This window comes from Pseudarthrobacter sp. MEB009 (genome assembly GCF_030208875.1).
In the GTDB taxonomy this organism is placed as follows: Bacteria; Actinomycetota; Actinomycetes; order Actinomycetales; family Micrococcaceae; genus Arthrobacter.
The window spans coordinates 1-14,983 of sequence record NZ_JARVTC010000024.1 but is presented as its reverse complement, the minus strand read 5'-3'; the positions used below and the strand labels follow the sequence as shown (position 1 = coordinate 14,983).

16 protein-coding genes are annotated in these 14,983 nt (G+C 68.1%); 11 read left to right on the top strand and 5 right to left on the bottom strand.

The features are described from left to right. Positions 1-624: 624 nt before the first annotated feature. On the bottom strand, positions 625-1,995 hold the full coding sequence (locus tag QRN07_RS19645) for a DUF445 domain-containing protein (RefSeq protein WP_285241972.1): 1,371 nt from the start codon (positions 1,993-1,995) through the stop codon (positions 625-627). Positions 1,996-2,044: 49 nt separating this feature from the next. On the opposite strand from QRN07_RS19645, the gene QRN07_RS19640 reads away from it, so the two are divergent. From QRN07_RS19640 to QRN07_RS19615, 6 genes are all read left to right on the top strand, one after another. After that, a complete protein-coding gene (locus QRN07_RS19640) occupies positions 2,045-2,944 on the top strand; it encodes a glycerophosphodiester phosphodiesterase (protein ID WP_285241971.1) in 900 nt (299 codons plus the stop codon). A 7-nt stretch (positions 2,945-2,951) separates the two neighbouring features. Further along, the gene (locus tag QRN07_RS19635) at positions 2,952-4,352 is read left to right on the top strand and encodes a CoA transferase (protein WP_285241970.1); all 1,401 of its coding nucleotides are present in this window, start codon (positions 2,952-2,954) and stop codon (positions 4,350-4,352) included. Positions 4,353-4,447: 95 nt separating this feature from the next. After that, positions 4,448-4,957: a DoxX family protein gene (locus tag QRN07_RS19630; protein WP_050687771.1), complete on the top strand. Its 510-nt coding sequence runs from the start codon at positions 4,448-4,450 to the stop codon at positions 4,955-4,957. Beyond that, the gene (locus tag QRN07_RS19625) at positions 4,954-5,709 is read left to right on the top strand and encodes an AzlC family ABC transporter permease (RefSeq protein ID WP_285241975.1); all 756 of its coding nucleotides are present in this window, start codon (positions 4,954-4,956) and stop codon (positions 5,707-5,709) included. The genes QRN07_RS19630 and QRN07_RS19625 overlap by 4 nt, the downstream gene beginning before the upstream one ends. Beyond that, a complete protein-coding gene (locus tag QRN07_RS19620) occupies positions 5,706-6,017 on the top strand; it encodes an AzlD domain-containing protein (protein WP_050687767.1) in 312 nt (103 codons plus the stop codon). The genes QRN07_RS19625 and QRN07_RS19620 overlap by 4 nt, the downstream gene beginning before the upstream one ends. A gap of 507 nt (positions 6,018-6,524) precedes the next feature. Further along, positions 6,525-6,893 (top strand): hypothetical protein, encoded by a 369-nt coding sequence (locus QRN07_RS19615; protein ID WP_197273615.1) that lies wholly within the window; start codon positions 6,525-6,527, stop codon positions 6,891-6,893. Between the two features lie 95 nt (positions 6,894-6,988). Here QRN07_RS19615 and QRN07_RS19610 read toward each other — a convergent pair whose 3' ends face one another. Together QRN07_RS19610 and QRN07_RS19605 are read right to left on the bottom strand one after the other, a co-directional pair. Continuing rightward, entirely contained in the window at positions 6,989-7,210 is a 222-nt protein-coding gene (locus QRN07_RS19610) for a hypothetical protein (RefSeq protein WP_050687763.1), read from the bottom strand. A 159-nt stretch (positions 7,211-7,369) separates the two neighbouring features. Then, positions 7,370-7,996 (bottom strand): TetR/AcrR family transcriptional regulator, encoded by a 627-nt coding sequence (locus QRN07_RS19605; protein WP_050687761.1) that lies wholly within the window; start codon positions 7,994-7,996, stop codon positions 7,370-7,372. A gap of 111 nt (positions 7,997-8,107) precedes the next feature. On the opposite strand from QRN07_RS19605, the gene QRN07_RS19600 reads away from it, so the two are divergent. From QRN07_RS19600 to QRN07_RS19580, 5 genes are all read left to right on the top strand, one after another. Beyond that, positions 8,108-8,431 (top strand): thiamine-binding protein, encoded by a 324-nt coding sequence (locus tag QRN07_RS19600; RefSeq protein ID WP_056598882.1) that lies wholly within the window; start codon positions 8,108-8,110, stop codon positions 8,429-8,431. Between the two features lie 62 nt (positions 8,432-8,493). Then, on the top strand, positions 8,494-9,171 hold the full coding sequence (locus QRN07_RS19595) for an O-methyltransferase (RefSeq protein ID WP_056598885.1): 678 nt from the start codon (positions 8,494-8,496) through the stop codon (positions 9,169-9,171). Between the two features lie 156 nt (positions 9,172-9,327). Beyond that, positions 9,328-10,452: an acyl-CoA dehydrogenase family protein gene (locus QRN07_RS19590; RefSeq protein WP_432245492.1), complete on the top strand. Its 1,125-nt coding sequence runs from the start codon at positions 9,328-9,330 to the stop codon at positions 10,450-10,452. Continuing rightward, a complete protein-coding gene (locus QRN07_RS19585; RefSeq protein ID WP_285241969.1) occupies positions 10,446-11,879 on the top strand; it encodes a bifunctional PIG-L family deacetylase/class I SAM-dependent methyltransferase in 1,434 nt (477 codons plus the stop codon). The genes QRN07_RS19590 and QRN07_RS19585 overlap by 7 nt, the downstream gene beginning before the upstream one ends. A gap of 35 nt (positions 11,880-11,914) precedes the next feature. Next, positions 11,915-12,784, top strand: a complete 870-nt coding sequence (locus tag QRN07_RS19580; RefSeq protein ID WP_350224308.1) for a glycosyltransferase family 2 protein — start codon at positions 11,915-11,917, stop codon at positions 12,782-12,784. Positions 12,785-12,897: 113 nt separating this feature from the next. Here the strand turns inward: QRN07_RS19580 and QRN07_RS19575 are convergent, their stop codons facing one another. Continuing rightward, a complete protein-coding gene (locus QRN07_RS19575; RefSeq protein WP_050687753.1) occupies positions 12,898-13,155 on the bottom strand; it encodes a hypothetical protein in 258 nt (85 codons plus the stop codon). Positions 13,156-13,554: 399 nt separating this feature from the next. Beyond that, positions 13,555-14,772 carry a YihY/virulence factor BrkB family protein gene (locus QRN07_RS19570; protein ID WP_285241968.1) on the bottom strand — a complete coding sequence of 406 codons (1,218 nt, stop codon included), beginning with the start codon at positions 14,770-14,772 and terminating at the stop codon, positions 13,555-13,557. Positions 14,773-14,983: the final 211 nt, after the last annotated feature.

Here is a 14,983-nt window from a genome sequence, read left to right as displayed (position 1 = left end):
CCGGCCAAAGCCTTCAAGTCCGTCAACGCGCTCAACGCCGCATCGATCACCACGCACACCGCGTCAGAAGCACCCACCCCACCAGAACCGGAAACAGCAGGCGGAACCGGGTTCCTGCTGTCAGTCTCTGGAGCTTCGTTGCCGTCCATAAAACCAGCGTAGGGAGGGGGTACGACAATTTGGCCGGGGGCAGGAACGGCCAGCGAATCAAGCCTGTCACCGGCCTCAACAGCGGCCCCGGACGGCGCGGCAGCCCCGGGAGCAGGCGGAACCGGGTTCCTGCCGTCCGTCCCTGGAGCCTCTTCGCCGTCCATAAAACCAGCGTAGGGAGGGGGTACGACAATTTGGCCGGGGGCAGGAACGGCCGATGGATCGCCCCCAAAGCCGCCTCTAAAGCCGGCCCCGGAAACAGCCCCGCACGCAGGTGAAACAGCGTCCCTGCCGTCCGTCCCTGGAGCCTCTTCGCCGTCCATAACCCCAGCATATGCAGGGGGTACGACAATCTGGCTCAGCAGCAAGACAAGCCGCAGGCCCGGGAACAGCCCGCCGGCACCCAACCCCGAGCGCGCCGTCGTAATTCAGTAGGCCCAGGAGACCCGGACTGCCCACCAAGCCACCGCGGAGTCAGCCGAAGATAAGGTGCGCCACCGTGAAGATCGCGAGCCCCGCGAGGGAACCCACCACGGTGCCGTTGATCCGGATGAACTGCAGGTCCTTGCCCACCTGGAGTTCGATCTTCTGCGAGGTTTCCTCGGCATCCCAGCGGGCAACGGTGTCGGTGATAACGCCCGCAATGTCGGAGCGGTAGGTGCGGACCAGGTATGCGGCGGCGTCGCCAATCCAGGTGTTGACCTTCCCGGCAAGCTCGGGATCGCCCACCAGCCGGGAGCCGAAGTCCCGGACCCCGGCCTTGAATTTGACGGTCAGCTCACTGTCCGGATCATCCACGGCACCAAGCAGGGCGTTCTTGACGGTCCCCCAGGTCCTGGAGGCGAGCTCGCGCACTTCCGGGTCGCCAAGCACCTGTGCCTTGATGTCCTCGGCGCGGGCGATCATGGCGGGATCGTGCTGCAGGTCCTGGGCAAGGTCGTTGAGGTACTTGTCGATGGACTGCCGGACCTGGTGGTCCTGGTCGGACTGGACGGTCCGGACAAACTTCAGGATCTCCACGTAGACCTTGTCGCCCACCAGTCCGTCCACAAACTGCGGAACCCAGGTGGGGGAGCGCCCGGAAACGATCCTGGATACTGTCTCATGGTTGTCGTCCACCCAGTCGGCGGCCCGGTCCACCAGCAGGTCCACCAGTTTGTGGTGGTGCCCGTCCTGGAAAACCCGTTCAGCCAGCCTGCCCACCGGAGGCCCCCACGGCGGTGCGAGGAGGTGCTTGCGGACCAATCCCTCGATGACTGTCTGGACGTCGTCGTCGTTCAACACCGTGAAGGCGCCCCGGATCATTGCGGCGCCTTCCTTTGCAACGCGGTCGGCACCGCCAGGCGACGCCAGCCATTCCCCGGCCCGACGCGCAATGTTGACGCTGGCCAGTTTGTCCTGCACCACCTGCTCGGACAGGAAGTTGGTCTCCACAAATTCGCCCAGCGAGGCACCAATCTGGTCCTTGCGCCGGGGGATGATCGCCGTGTGCGGGATCTTGATGCCCATCGGGTATTTGAACAGGGCAGTCACGGCGAACCAGTCCGCCAGCGCGCCCACCATGCCGCCCTCCGCGGCTGCGCGCACGTACTGCAGCCACGGGTATTCCTTCTGCAGCGCAAAGGCGAACACAAATACCACGGCCATGGCGATCAGCAGCCCCAGGGCCACCATTTTCATCTTGCGCAGGGCAGCCGCCTTTTCGGCGTCACCGGCGCTGAGCCCGGCAGCGTTTTGGCTTGAGGTTCCGCGTCCGACGTCGGAACCCAGGATAGTGCCTTCCGGCGCCGGGCGAGGGGGCCGGGTGGGGGAGTCCTGGGTAGTTGGCTCAGAGTTCACCTGCATGTGCCAAGCCTAGCCCTGCAGGCAGGCGGCATTCGGCTACCGTGTCACCATGACAGTTGACGAGTCCGGGCCGCACCGGTCCCTGGTCTTTGCCCACCGCGGCGCCAGTGCCGCCTTCGCCGAACACACCCGCGCGGCCTACCTGCAGGCCATGGCCGACGGCGCCGACGGCGTGGAGTGCGACCTCCACCTGACGCGGGACCAGCACCTGGTCCTCCTGCACGACGCCAACCTGGACCGCACCTCGGATGGAACCGGGCCGGTGGCCGAGCGGACGCTCCGGGAGCTGCGCCAGCTGGACTTCTCCTCCTGGAAGGGCGCCCGCATCCCCGAGGCCTACGGCGCGCGGTCCGAACAGTTCCTGACCCTGCCCGAGCTGCTGGAGCTTCTCCGGGGCGCCGGGCGTCCGGTGAAACTGGCGATCGAACTCAAGCACCCCAGCCCCTACCAGTTGAAGCTCGAGGACAGGGTGCTGGAGGTGCTGCGGAGCGAGGGCTGGGACCCGGCCAGCTCCACCGTGGACAACGTGGCCGTGACCTTCATGAGCTTCAGCCCCGACTCCGTCCGCCACCTCCTCCAGTCCGTGCCGGCGGAATACGTCTGCCAACTGGTGGACGATCTGACCATCCACGAAATCCGGGACGGGCTGGGGCTGGGCCTGATCACCGGTGGCGCCGTGGCCAACCTGATGAAGGCCACGCAGCTCGAAGGGGAGCAGATCGTCGAGGACGGCGCGGTGGGGCTGGCTGGGCCCGGCATCGACTACGTCCGCGAAAACAGGGCCACCATCCAGCGCTGGCTTCAGGCCGGCCGGCGGCTGCGCGTATGGACGGTGGATTCAGAGGACGACGTGGCCCTGTGCCAGGAGTTGGGGATCCAGGAGATCACCACCAACATGCCGGCCCGGGTCCTGAACCAGTTGAGCGAGGCTTCCTCGCCGGGAAGGTAGGTCAGTCATGATGTTCCAACCGGGCTCCGGGCGCTGGTGGGATGGACCTTTGGATGTTGAGGGTCTGGCGCTGGGTGCCGTCAACGCCGCTGCCGCGTCCGCGAACCATTACGCCGGCGCGCCCGGCAGGTTCAGCACCACACCGGAACTGACCGCGGCAGCCTTTGACTCCTCCGGTTTACTGCGGATTGCCGGCCGGAAGGCCCAGGGGTTCGTCCCGCTCTCCGGGTTCCGGCGGACCCTTGACGGCTGGATCCGGATCCACGCCAATTACCCGCACCACGAGCGCCGGCTCCTGCAAGCACTTGGCGCTTCCACCGGCCGGGACGTGGACCAGGCCCTCCTCGGTATCCCGTCCCTCGCAGCCGAGGCAGTGATCCAGGCGCACGGCGGAATAGCGGCGGCCGTCAGGACCCGGGCGGAGTGGCTCGGCTCCGCCATGGGCCGCGCTGCCGGAGCAGGTCACTGGCTCGAGTTGACCGCCGACGACGGCACAACCAGCGGTGCGCCCCTCACCAGTAAGCGTGCGCACCAACCTGTGGCCGGCCCGGCGGGAAGCGGCCCTGAAGCCAACCACCCGGCAAAACCCCTCGCAGGGGTTCGGGTGCTCGACCTGACCAGGGTGATTGCAGGGCCCGTGGGCACCCGGCTCCTGGCGGCCCTGGGTGCTGATGTCCTGCGGCTAGATCCGCCCGGGATGCCCGAAATCCTGGACCAGTACGTTGACACCTGTTTCGGCAAACGCAGCGCCGAAGCCGACCTCGCCAACGGAACCAGCCGGGAACGCCTCGAAAGGCTTCTGGACGAAGCCGACGTTGTGGTCACCGGCTACCGGCGCGGAGCACTGGACAGGTTCGGCCTGAAACCCCGGGCTTTGCTGGCATCCCGGCCCTGGCTGGCCGTGGTGGCCCTGAACAGCTGGGGGAACGACGGCCCGTGGCGCGGGTTGCGGGGATTCGACAGTATTGTCCAGGCCGCCTGCGGCATCGCCCACGTTTACGGCGGGCCCGACCGGGACGGCAACTGGCGCCCGGGCGCGCTGCCAGTCCAGGCCTTGGACCACGCCACCGGGTACGGGGTTGCGGCCGCAGCGATCACGCTCCTGGCAACCCGCCGGGAAACCGGATTGGGCGGCACTGCCAGGCTGTCGCTGGCCCGGACCGCCGAAGAACTGTTCGCGCTGACAGCGGACGCGGTGTCGGCCAACGCCGCTGGCGGGCACGCGGACGCCAGGCCTGCCGCTGGCCAGCCCGCCCGTGCCGGACTGCCTGAGCCCGACTACCGGACCATGCCCAGTTCCTTCGGCGAGCTCCGTTACGTTGGCCCACCACTGCAGGTGGCCGGCCGGCCGCTGGACTACGCGGGCCCGCCGCCGCCTTACGGCACCGCGTTGATGGCCTGGGCCTGACGCAGCGCCGCCACGATGGAGGCAGTTCCACTCTGGAGGCAGGTCGCCGGGAGTTGGGTTTCATCAGCCACGCGCGCCTGTGATTGAGTGGTGCCATGCCATTTCCGCGGGCCGGCCGGGCCCCCCAGAGCCTGTCTGCTGCCGCCATGAGCGCTTTGCTCCTGGCCAGCGCCGTCAACCACTTCCGGAATCCCCGGTTCTACCGCCAAGTTGTGCCCGGGTACCTGTGCCGCGAGGACCCGTCGCCCGCCGCTGCATCCGGCCACCAGGCAGAAGCGAACGACGGCGGTCCAGGCCACAGCGTGCCCCCGTCCAGTCCACTTGCCCTGCTTTCCCGTGAGGAATGGATCGCGGCGAGCGGCCTGCTGGAACTGGGCGCCGCCGTCGGAATCCTGGTGCCGGCGACCCGGAAGCTGACGGCTACCGGGCTGACCGCCATGTACGTGGCCTTCCTTGCCGGGCACGTTGATGCCCTCCAACGGGCGTACGGTCCGGACGGAACGGCTGCGCAGCGGAAGGCGCACACGGTGCGGCTTCCCTTTCAGGTGCCGCTGATTATGTGGGCGTGGAGCCTCCGGCGGTCCGGCCGGGCAGCGAGGCAGTGAAACTGCTGGATTCGCCGGCAGTGCGGGTGGGCCTGTCCATCAGCATTGCCACGGGCCTTTACGGCGTCTCCTTCGGGGCGCTGTCCGTCACCTCCGGGCTCAGCTTCTGGCAAACCATGGCCCTGAGCCTGCTGCTCTTCAGCGGCGGCTCGCAGTTTGCGTTCATCGGCGTTGTGGCCGGCGGCGGCTCAGGGATAGCCGCCATGAGCGCGGCCACCCTGCTGGGCATGCGCAACGGTATTTACGGCATGCAACTCAACGCCCTCCTGCGTCCCACGGGCTGGCGCAGGTACGTCAGCGCCCAGCTGACCATTGACGAGTCCACCGCGACCAGCACCGGCCAGTCCGATCCCGCGGAGCAAAGGCGCGGGTTCTGGGCTGCCGGAATCGGCATCTATGTGCTATGGAACCTCTTTACGGCTGTTGGTGCGCTGGCCGGCAGCGGGCTGGGTGATCCCAAGCAATGGGGGCTGGACGGCGCCGCCGTAGCGGCCTTCCTGGCACTCCTGTGGCCGCGGCTCAAGGGGCGCGAACCGGTAGCGATTGCCGTGGCCTGCGCCGTGGCCACCGTCATTGCCGTGCCGTTTGTACCCGCAGGTGTTCCCATCCTGGTGGCAGCCGTGGTGGCTGCGGTCATCGGCTGGTTCAGCCACGGCCGCAGCGACGAAGGCCTTGAACCGGACGTTGACCCCTACGCGGAACACGACCACCACGGCGCCAAGCGCGCGGCAGCCGCGGAAGGCGACTCATGAGCCTCTGGATCTGGCTGCTGTTGGCCTGTGCGCTCGCGTACGCCTGGAAACTGATGGGCTACTTTGTGCCCGCACGGTTGCTGGAAAATCCGCGGATGTCCCGGATCGCGGGAACCATGACCATCGGACTGCTGGCCTCCCTGACAGTGGTCAATGCTGCCGCGACCGGCCAATCCCTGGCCGCCGATGCCCGGCTGGGGGCGCTCGCGGCCGCTGCCATCGCCTTGGCCCTGCGCGCTCCCTTCCTGGTGGTGGTGCTGGCCGGCGCCGGAGCCGCGGCGCTACTCCGGCTGGCCGGCTGGAACTGAGCGGTTCCGCCTACGCCTTTATCCGGGTGCGGACAGAAGGTCCGGTGAGGCACGCGCCGGGGCGTGATGTGGGTCACGCTGGATCGGGCGTGCCGGTTGTACGATGGGAGCGGCTAAGCAGTTGGCCGCAAAATCCCGCACGATTGGCGACTATGAAAAATCAACTGCACCGGGCAGGGGGCAGGGCTGCACAGCCCCCCGACTGGAATTTCCGACGGCGGGCAGGCCTCCCGGCCAAGCGCTTCTTTACCCGGTTTGCCGGCCTGTCCCACGTTCCCGCCGAGGAGTTGGAGGACCTTTCCGGAATTCTGCGGAAGGCCCTCGACGGGGATCCGGAGTCGCCCGTTCCCGCGCTGCAGGCGCTGGTCAGCAGGGAAATACGGCGGCGCGGAATGAACCACCAAAGGTGATGTCCGGCCAAGTGCCGGCAGCGCCGCACCGGTCCAGCGGGTATGGGACCGAACAGTGGCCGCCATGCTCCATGGCGGAAAATGAAGGAGGAAGCAGATGAGCGAACAGGCACAGCCCGTGGAACCCGCAATGGTCCACGAGGCAGACAGGACAACAAGCGACGACGGGCAAAGCACCGCTCCCGCTGCGTCCGCGGACCAGTCCGGCAAATCAAGGGCCGTTTACCGGGATCCCAAAGGCTCGGAATCCACCAGGGAACTCCGCGACACCGCCCGCCGCCGCCGGGACTCCGAGGAAAAGCTGCAGCAGCACCTGATCGAAGCGAAGGACCATGTCCCGAACGACCATCACGAGCACGAGCACCATGATGAGGGGCACCACCCCGATCACGGTCAGGACCAGGACCATAACCAGGACGGGGACAACCCCGGCACCTCCAGGGCGGGGGAGACCGGCAACCCCTGACCTGGCGGGCCAGCTCCTGACCTGGCGGGTCGACTCCTGATACGGCAGCTCAACTCCTGACCGGCTTGCGCCTTACCAGCCCGCTGCCCGGCGGCTCAGGCCACGCCGGTCGCGTCGCTCGGCGAGGCGGCCCTGCGGCTGATCTCATCCACTACCGAGTCGTACCAGGCCTGCGCGCCGAACTCCGGATCCATGGTGTCCAGATGGCTGAACAGGGCGTCTGCCAGGGCGGCAAGGTCCTCCGCTGCCAGCGTGGGAAGGACGTCTTCGGGGTCGTTCCGGCCGTTGAGGTAACGGCCCAGATCGAGGCTTTTCATCGCCGCGCCTCCCGGCGCGCCATCAGCAGTGGTTGCGGCATGGGAACTCCATCGTCGGCAAAACGGAGGCTGACTGCGTAACCTTTCCCGGATTCTATTGCACCTTTTTGCCGCGTTCAATGGTGCTTCTCCGAAGCAGCTACGCCAGGTATCCGGGTCCTAGGCGGAGCGCTGCGGCTGGCCCGGAACGGGGATGTGGGCCGGCAGCGGGCGGTCGGGCCGGACCGAGCGGATGGCGTCCTCCATCAGGGCCAGCGGGCGCCGCCAGGCGTCCGACCCGGGCTCCATGGTGTCAACCACACCAATAAGCATCGCAAGCAGCCGGAACATGTCCGTCATGGAAATATCACGGCGCAGGCTGCCCTGGCCCTGGCCGCGGACCAGCAGCACCCCCATGGAATCCATCAGGGAACCGGTGATTCCGGGCAGGAGTTCACGCCTGCCCGCGACGGCGCCCAGCAGGTTGGCGTCGGCGCTGGCGGCAGCCATCAAGGCTTCGAGGACGCGCAGCAAACCGGCAGCAGCATCGATGTCGGCCAGGGCGCCGTCCATCACCGGATCCACGCTGACCCGCAGCTGCCGGTTCAGGGCCGCGAGGACCAGCTCCTCCTTGTCGGCGAAGTTCCGGAAGAGGGTGGCCGGGCCCACGCCGGCGGTAACAGCGATGGTCTGCAGCGGGACATCCGGGCCGAATTCGCGGAAGCACTGGCGCGCAGCAGTGATGATCTTGTCCACATTCCGCGCTGCGTCGGCGCGGAGCGGCTTGCGGGCGACTGCGAGGCTCATGCGAAAAGGTTAGCAACGGAGCCTGCGCCGATCACGGTTACTGGAGGGTAGGGGCTTATGTGACGGCGGCAACAGGCTGCAGGCGCCCGTTCAGCGTGTAAGACTGGCTCCATGTTGCTTGCTTTCTCAGTCGCCCCGTCAGGCGCCCCCATCGAAGGTTCCCGCTCCGATGACGCATCGGTCCACGACGCTGTGGCCGCCGCCGTCAGGATTGTGAGGGAGTCCGGCCTGCCCAACCGGACGGACTCGATGTTCACCACCATCGAAGGTGACTGGGACGAGGTTTTCGACGTCGTCAAACGCGCCACCGAGGCCGTGGGCCGCTACGGCAGCCGGGTGTCCCTGGTCATCAAGGCGGACATCAGGCCAGGCTACGAGGGCGAAATGACGGCCAAGCTGGACCGGCTGGAAGGCGCCCTCTCCGAGGGTTCCTGACCTCCACGGAACCCGCTCCAGATCCTATGGACCCGCGCGGCGCCCCGTGCCAGACTGTGCCCATGTTCGAGCACAAGCCCCGGCCCGAGTGGACTGCCGCCGAGGTGTTCCTGACCGATTCCGTGGTGCACCCGGACCCCGCCCTGCATCGCGCCCTCCGGACGGCGGCCGATGCCGGCATGCCGGCCATCGAGGTGGCGCCCAATGCCGGAAAGCTCCTGCAGCTCCTGGTACAGATGGCCGGCGCCCGGAACGTCCTGGAAATCGGCACCTTGGCGGGCTTCAGCACCATTTGGATGGCCCGTGGGCTGCCGGCGGACGGTTCGCTGGTCAGTTGCGAGTTCCTGCCCGCGCATGCGCAGGTCGCGCGGGAAAATGTCGACAGCGCCGGGCTGGGGCCAAAAGTGGAGATCAGGGTTGGCCCGGCCCTGGAGACCCTTGCGGAGCTGGCAGCGGAAGGCCGGGAGCCCTTCGACTTCATCTTTATTGACGCGGACAAGCAGAACAACAGCAACTACCTGGACTGGGCGCTCCGGTTGGGCCGGCCCGGGACCACAGTGGTGCTGGACAATGCGGTCTGGGAGGGTGCCATCACCGACGCCGGAATGGACCCCGTCAACGCCCCCGGGATCATCGACGCCCTCACCATGCTGGGTGGTCATCCCCGGTTTGACGCCACCGTCATCCAGACTGTGGGCTCCAAAGGCTGGGACGGCTTCGCCCTGGCGCGGATCATCTGAAACCCCTTAGTAAGTATGCTTAGATAACTGCGGGAGCCACTCCCGCCGCATACGCATTGGAGGACAAGTTGAAAGCCTCACCGGTACGTGCCAACCATCAGGCTGCCGTCCGCCTGTTCCTCACCCCGCCGGTCACCGAACCGGCACGGAAGTAGCATGGCAGCCCTGCGTCCGGCCGGCGTGGACCGGCCCGCGGCGCGCCCACCTGAAGGCGGAGCTGACGGGAACCTGATCAAGCCCGTCCTCCTCACGTCGTCACCGGGGCAACTGGCCCTCTGGCTCCCGGCTGTGGAATCCATGGCCCGGGCCGCCGGCAACGTCCCTGCCCTCCTTGACCTGGCCAGGAAAAACGGCAGCACCTTGCCCCGCCCCGGCGAAGGGCACACAGCCATCCTCTGGGAACTCCTGGCCACTGTCAGCGCTGCCGACGTAGCGGCCGGCCGGGTCCTGGAACCGCACCTTGATGCCCTGGCCATCCTGTCCCAAGCGGGACATCCGGCGGTCGCTGACGGCGGTGCCTGGGGCGTCTTCGCCGCTGAAGGTCCGGGCCTGCGCCTTGAGGCGCGTGCCGATGGCGACGCCTTCCGCCTTGACGGTGCCAAACCGTGGTGCTCCCTGGCCGGGGTGCTGGACCAGGCAGTCATCACCGCCCACACGGACGACGGCGGCCGGGCAGCATTCGCCGTTGACCTCCGCCACCACGGGGTCACCGCAGAGGAACCGGCCTGGATCGCGCGGGGACTCCGCGAGATTCCCAGCGGCACCGTCCACTTCAGCCAGGTCCCCGCAACCCCGGTGGGGGGCGCCGGCTGGTACCTCAGCAGGCCAGGTTTCGCCTGGGGCGGCATGGGCGTTGCCGCCTGCTGGCTGGGCGGTGCCATCGGGGTGGCCCGCGACTTCCGGCAGGGACTGCAGGCCGCCAGGGACGCCGGAAAGGAACCGGACCAGGTGGCCCTCGCAAACCTCGGCGAGGTGGACCGCACCGTCACCGCCTGCCTCCACAGCCTGGCCCGCGCCGCCGACCGGATCGACCAAAACACGCCATCCGACGGTGACCCCAGTCCCTGGAGCGAAGCGCAACGGTTGCGCGGAACTGTTGCGGCCGCCGTCGAACGCGTCCTCCAGTTGGTGGGATCCGCAAGGGGCCCGGCGCCGCTGGCATTCGACGAACCCTATGCCAAACGGATGGCCGACCTGGCCCTCTACGTCCGCCAGCACCACGGGCAACGGGACGACGCACAGCTCGGTGCGCTGGCACTCAAGGGGGACAGCCAGTGGTGACCTTTTCGCACACGGATACCGGAACTGCCGAATCCACCTGGGCCGATGCGGGCCTGGCTGCGCTCCCCGGGCTGCCCCTCGATCCGGCCAGGCTCGCCGGGACACGGTTTGTGGTCCTCGCAGCCCACCCCGATGACGAAACCTTGGGCGCCGGCGGCCTGATGGCGACCCTGCCCGCCTTGGGCGCGGAAGTGGAGGTCTTGCTCTGCACCGCCGGGGAAGGGTCCCATCCCGGATCGCCCACCCACAGCCCGGAACAGCTTTCGGCCCTGCGCATTGCCGAGTTCGGTGCCGCCCTCACGGAGCTGGGCCTGGCGGGCCGCTGGAGTTTCCTTGGCCTGCCGGACCGGGGGCTGGGCGCGTACAGCGGGACCATCGCCGCTGCCATCCGGGACGCTGCGCACGGCGGCGGCACGCGGCCGGAAGACGTGGTGCTGGTGGCGCCTTTCCGCAGTGACGGCCACGCGGACCACGACGCGCTGGGGGAGGCGGCCGCGGCCGTGGCCGCAGCGGAGGGCTTTGGCCTCCTGGAGTACCCCATCTGGTACTGGCACTGGGCAACGCCGGCCCAACCAACGTGGCGGGCCTGGCACCAGCTTCAGCTGGCTCCGGCGGCGGCGGAAGCCAAGACCAGGGCCATGGCGGCGCATGCCACGCAGGTCCGGCCGCTGTCCCCGGCCGAGGGGGACGAAACACTGCTCGACGCGGATTTCCTGGCGCATTTCGACCGCCCGTTTGAGGTTTTTGCGTGGACGCCGCCCACACCCGTCGGCGGTAGGCCGCACCGGAGTGCCGATGCGGAACAGATTTTCGACGCCGTCCACGCCGGCTCCGCGGACCCCTGGAACTATGCAGGAAGCTGGTATGAGCGGCGCAAGCGGGCCCTGACCCTGGCAGCGCTGCCGCAGGAGCGGTACCGGTCCGCGCTGGAGGTGGGCTGTTCGATCGGTACGCTCACGGCGGACCTTGCCCCGCGGTGCGACAACCTCCTTGCCGTGGACGCCAGCGGCACCGCGGCTGACCGGGCCTCCGAACGGCTGGCGGCTTTTCCCTGGGTCAGCGTCCGGCGGCAGGTGTTGCCGGAGTCCTGGCCGGCGGGCAGCTTCGACCTGGTGGTGGTGTCCGAGGTTGGCTACTACCTGGCGCCGGACGAACTGGCTGCCCTGCTGGACCGCATCAGGGAGTCCATCAGCCCGGGCGGCGCCCTGGTCCTCTGCCACTGGCGGCATCCGATTGACGGCTGGGAGCTCGACGGCGAGACCGTCCACACCCGTGCGAGGGAACGGCTTGGCTGGCAGCAGTCGGGGCTCTACCGCGAGCAGGATTTTGTCCTTGAGGTCCTGACCGCGCCCGGTGCTGTTACTGGCCCGGTTGCAGACGGGGATGCAGACGCAGGATCCGGCGCGGGACAGCGGGGGGCCGGCTGATGCCGGGCATCAGCGGCGGTCCACGACCGGGATCCGTGGCAGAAAGCAGGACAGTCGGCGGCTCCCTGGGTCCGATTCCGGCAGCGGACTTGGTGTCTCATCCGCCGGAGTCTGCCCTGCCAGCGGGCGCATCAAGCATCAGCCATCTGGCGGTGGTCATTCCCGTCCACAACGAGGAACGGCACCTCGCCAGGGCTCTGGAAGGCGTCAGCGCCGCCGTCGACCATCTGGCCGAAAAGCAGCCCGGCGTCCGCACCCGGCTGGTGCTGGTCCTGGACAGTTGCAGTGACGGCTCGGCATCGGTGGCCCGCCGTTACGCAGAACGGTCAGCGGCCGCGGCGGACGTGACAGTCCTGGCTTCGGGCTTCAAAAGCGTGGGCCGCAGCCGCAGGGCCGGGATCCATGCGCTGTGGAACTCCGGCAGCATGGCAGCGCAGGCCGCGACCACCTCCGCGCCTTTCAGGGACGCGCCCGCCGGGCGGACCTGGCTGGCCAATACCGACGCCGATTCACTGGTCCCCCGTAACTGGCTGCTGCGCCAGGTGGAGCTCGCCGCCGCAGGAGCGGACGCGGTCCTGGGATCCGTGGAGCCGGATCCTGACGGCATGGACCCGGCACTGCTCCAGCGCTGGCGGGCCCGCCACCCGTTCCGCGAAAACCACCCCCACGTCTACGGCGCCAACCTGGGCGTCCGGGCCTCCGCCTATCTGGCCGCGGGTGGTTTCCCGGCCGCTGATTCGGGCGAGGACAGGGCCCTTGCCTCAGGCCTCCGGCGGTCCGGCGCGAACGTTGTGGCTACGGACAGCATCCGGGTGCGGACATCCGGCCGGACAGCTGGCCGGGCGCCCAGGGGCTTCGGGGCGTACCTGCTCGCCCTGGCCCTCGAACCGCCGCCGGGTCGGTGAACACAGGGCCGGCAGGAAACCAGATCCACCAGTGACCAAGTGCAGCACAAGCCGGCCGAAGGCAGAGGGACCCGGGCCTGCCAGGCCCGGGTCCCTCTATGGCAAGGCGGCGCTTAGACGAGGTCCGGCGCGCTTGCCAGAATATAGTCGGCGGCCGACGGGCCGGTCATGGACAGATTGTTGCTGTCCGGGTCGATGTTATGCTCCTGCAGGGCTTGCCACAGGGACTCGGGCGGCTGGAGCTGCTCCTTGTTGATAAGGCACCAGCTGGTGTAGAGGCCGTAAAGCTCATCGCGGCCAAGGCCCAGACCGGGCTCCTTGTCCGGGACAACGGCTTCGGCGAGGAAAGAGTCAAAGTGGGTGGCAGGCATGTCAGCTCATTCGGGAGGCTCGTCAATAGTCCCGCCGGGTCTGCTTCAGCGGCTCCCGCGTACCGTGATGGCGCGAGGAGTAATCACGAAAGTATTGCAGCCGGGCGCGCTTGTCCAGTCGGCTGCGGGCTGCCGTCCTCGGCAGCAGGGGTGGCGGGCAGGAATTGAGGGGGCCGACGGCGACTGGGGGGACTGGCCTCGGTCTCAGAGGAGGCCATCTCACCGCCGGCCCCGCCTGGCCCCGGACTGTTGCCGTCCCGGGAAACCGATAGGACCTGTGACAATTTTCCCCCATCCGGCGGGTCCTGCATAGCCCTGCGCGGCGGTACTGCCCCGTTCTCAGGCGGGCCGCCGCGCCGGGAAGCCGCGGGGGCCCGCCCTCCGGGTGCCGGGCCGGGCTTATCGGCCGGCGTCGGGCCGCTTCCCGTCCGGGTCCTCCTGCCCTGCCGCCCTGCGGACCTTGTCCCGGACGCGCTCGCGGTGCGGCACCCGGGTGCCGTCCGCACCCTGGGTTCCGTCGTCGTCGCCCGAATCTTCCTGCTCAGCATCAGCGTTTTCCGCGCTGAACTTTTCCCGCAGTTCACGGCCGTGCCGGATGTCCTCATCCTCCTGGGCCTGGAGCTTCTCGCTCTTTTTGGTGTCGCGCGGCGGCAACTGGATGGTCTCCTCCGCCTTGATGCCTGCCTGGAGCTGGCGGCCGCGCTCCATTTCAGCGTCGAACTCGGCGCCGAACAGCAGCGACATGTTCAGGATCCAGAGCCACAGCAGCATCACAATCACGCCGCCCAGGGCGCCATAGGTTTTGTTGTAGTTGCCAAAGTTGGCCACATAAAACGCAAAACCCAAGGAGGCGAGGATAAAGATCAGCAGGGCGATGCCGGAACCCAGGCTCATCCATTTGAACTTGGGCTGCTTGACGTTGGGCGTGGCGTAGTAGAGCACGGCGATGATGGCCACCATCAGACCCAGCATCACCGGCCATTTGGCGATGTTCCAGACGGTCAGGAAGACCCCGCTGAGCCCGATCAGGCCACCCACCGACTCTGCCACCGGTCCGCTGAGCACCAGCATTCCGGCCAGCACGGCCACGATCACCACCGCCAGGAGCGTGACGGCCAGCATGGTGCCGCGCAGTTTCACAAACGGGCGGCCTTCATCCACCTCGTACACGCGGTTCATGGCCCGCCCAAAGGCGCCCACGTACCCTGACGCGGACCACAGGGCCGTGGCCAGGCCGATCACCAGGGTGAAGCCGGCTGCCGGGGCACTGGCCAGTTCGGCAACCGGTCCGCTGACCGTCTTGACCGTATCGCCGGGTGCAACTCCCTGCACCACCTGCAGAAGGGCGTCGGTGGTCTTCTGCGGATCGCCGAACAGGCCAATCAGCGAGACGAGCGCAAGCATGGCCGGGAACAGGGACAGCACGGCGTAGTAGGTCAGGGACGCTGCAAGGTCCGGGCACTGGTCCTTGCTGAACTCACGCAGCGTCTTACGGGCGATGTACTTCCACGACGGTTTGTCCACGTCCTTGGGACTGTCCGGCTTCCGGCTGTCATCCGGAGCAGGCGCCTGGGCCGCTTTCGCGGTGCTGGTTTCGGGGGAATCGGAAGTAGCCATGGGGCGTCCTCTTCTTTTGGGGGATAAAGCCGACAGGCCGGCTCCGCGGGGTGGCGGGGCCGGCCTGACATTAGGGCTGGTACCTGTGGTGCCGCTGGTGTGCGTCAGGCGTTCTGGACGTTGTCTTTGGCTTCGGTGCTGCGGTCCTTGACGTCGGCGACGGCGCCTTGGCCTTCGGCTTTGACGTGTTCGGCGGCGTCGGTGGCCGTGG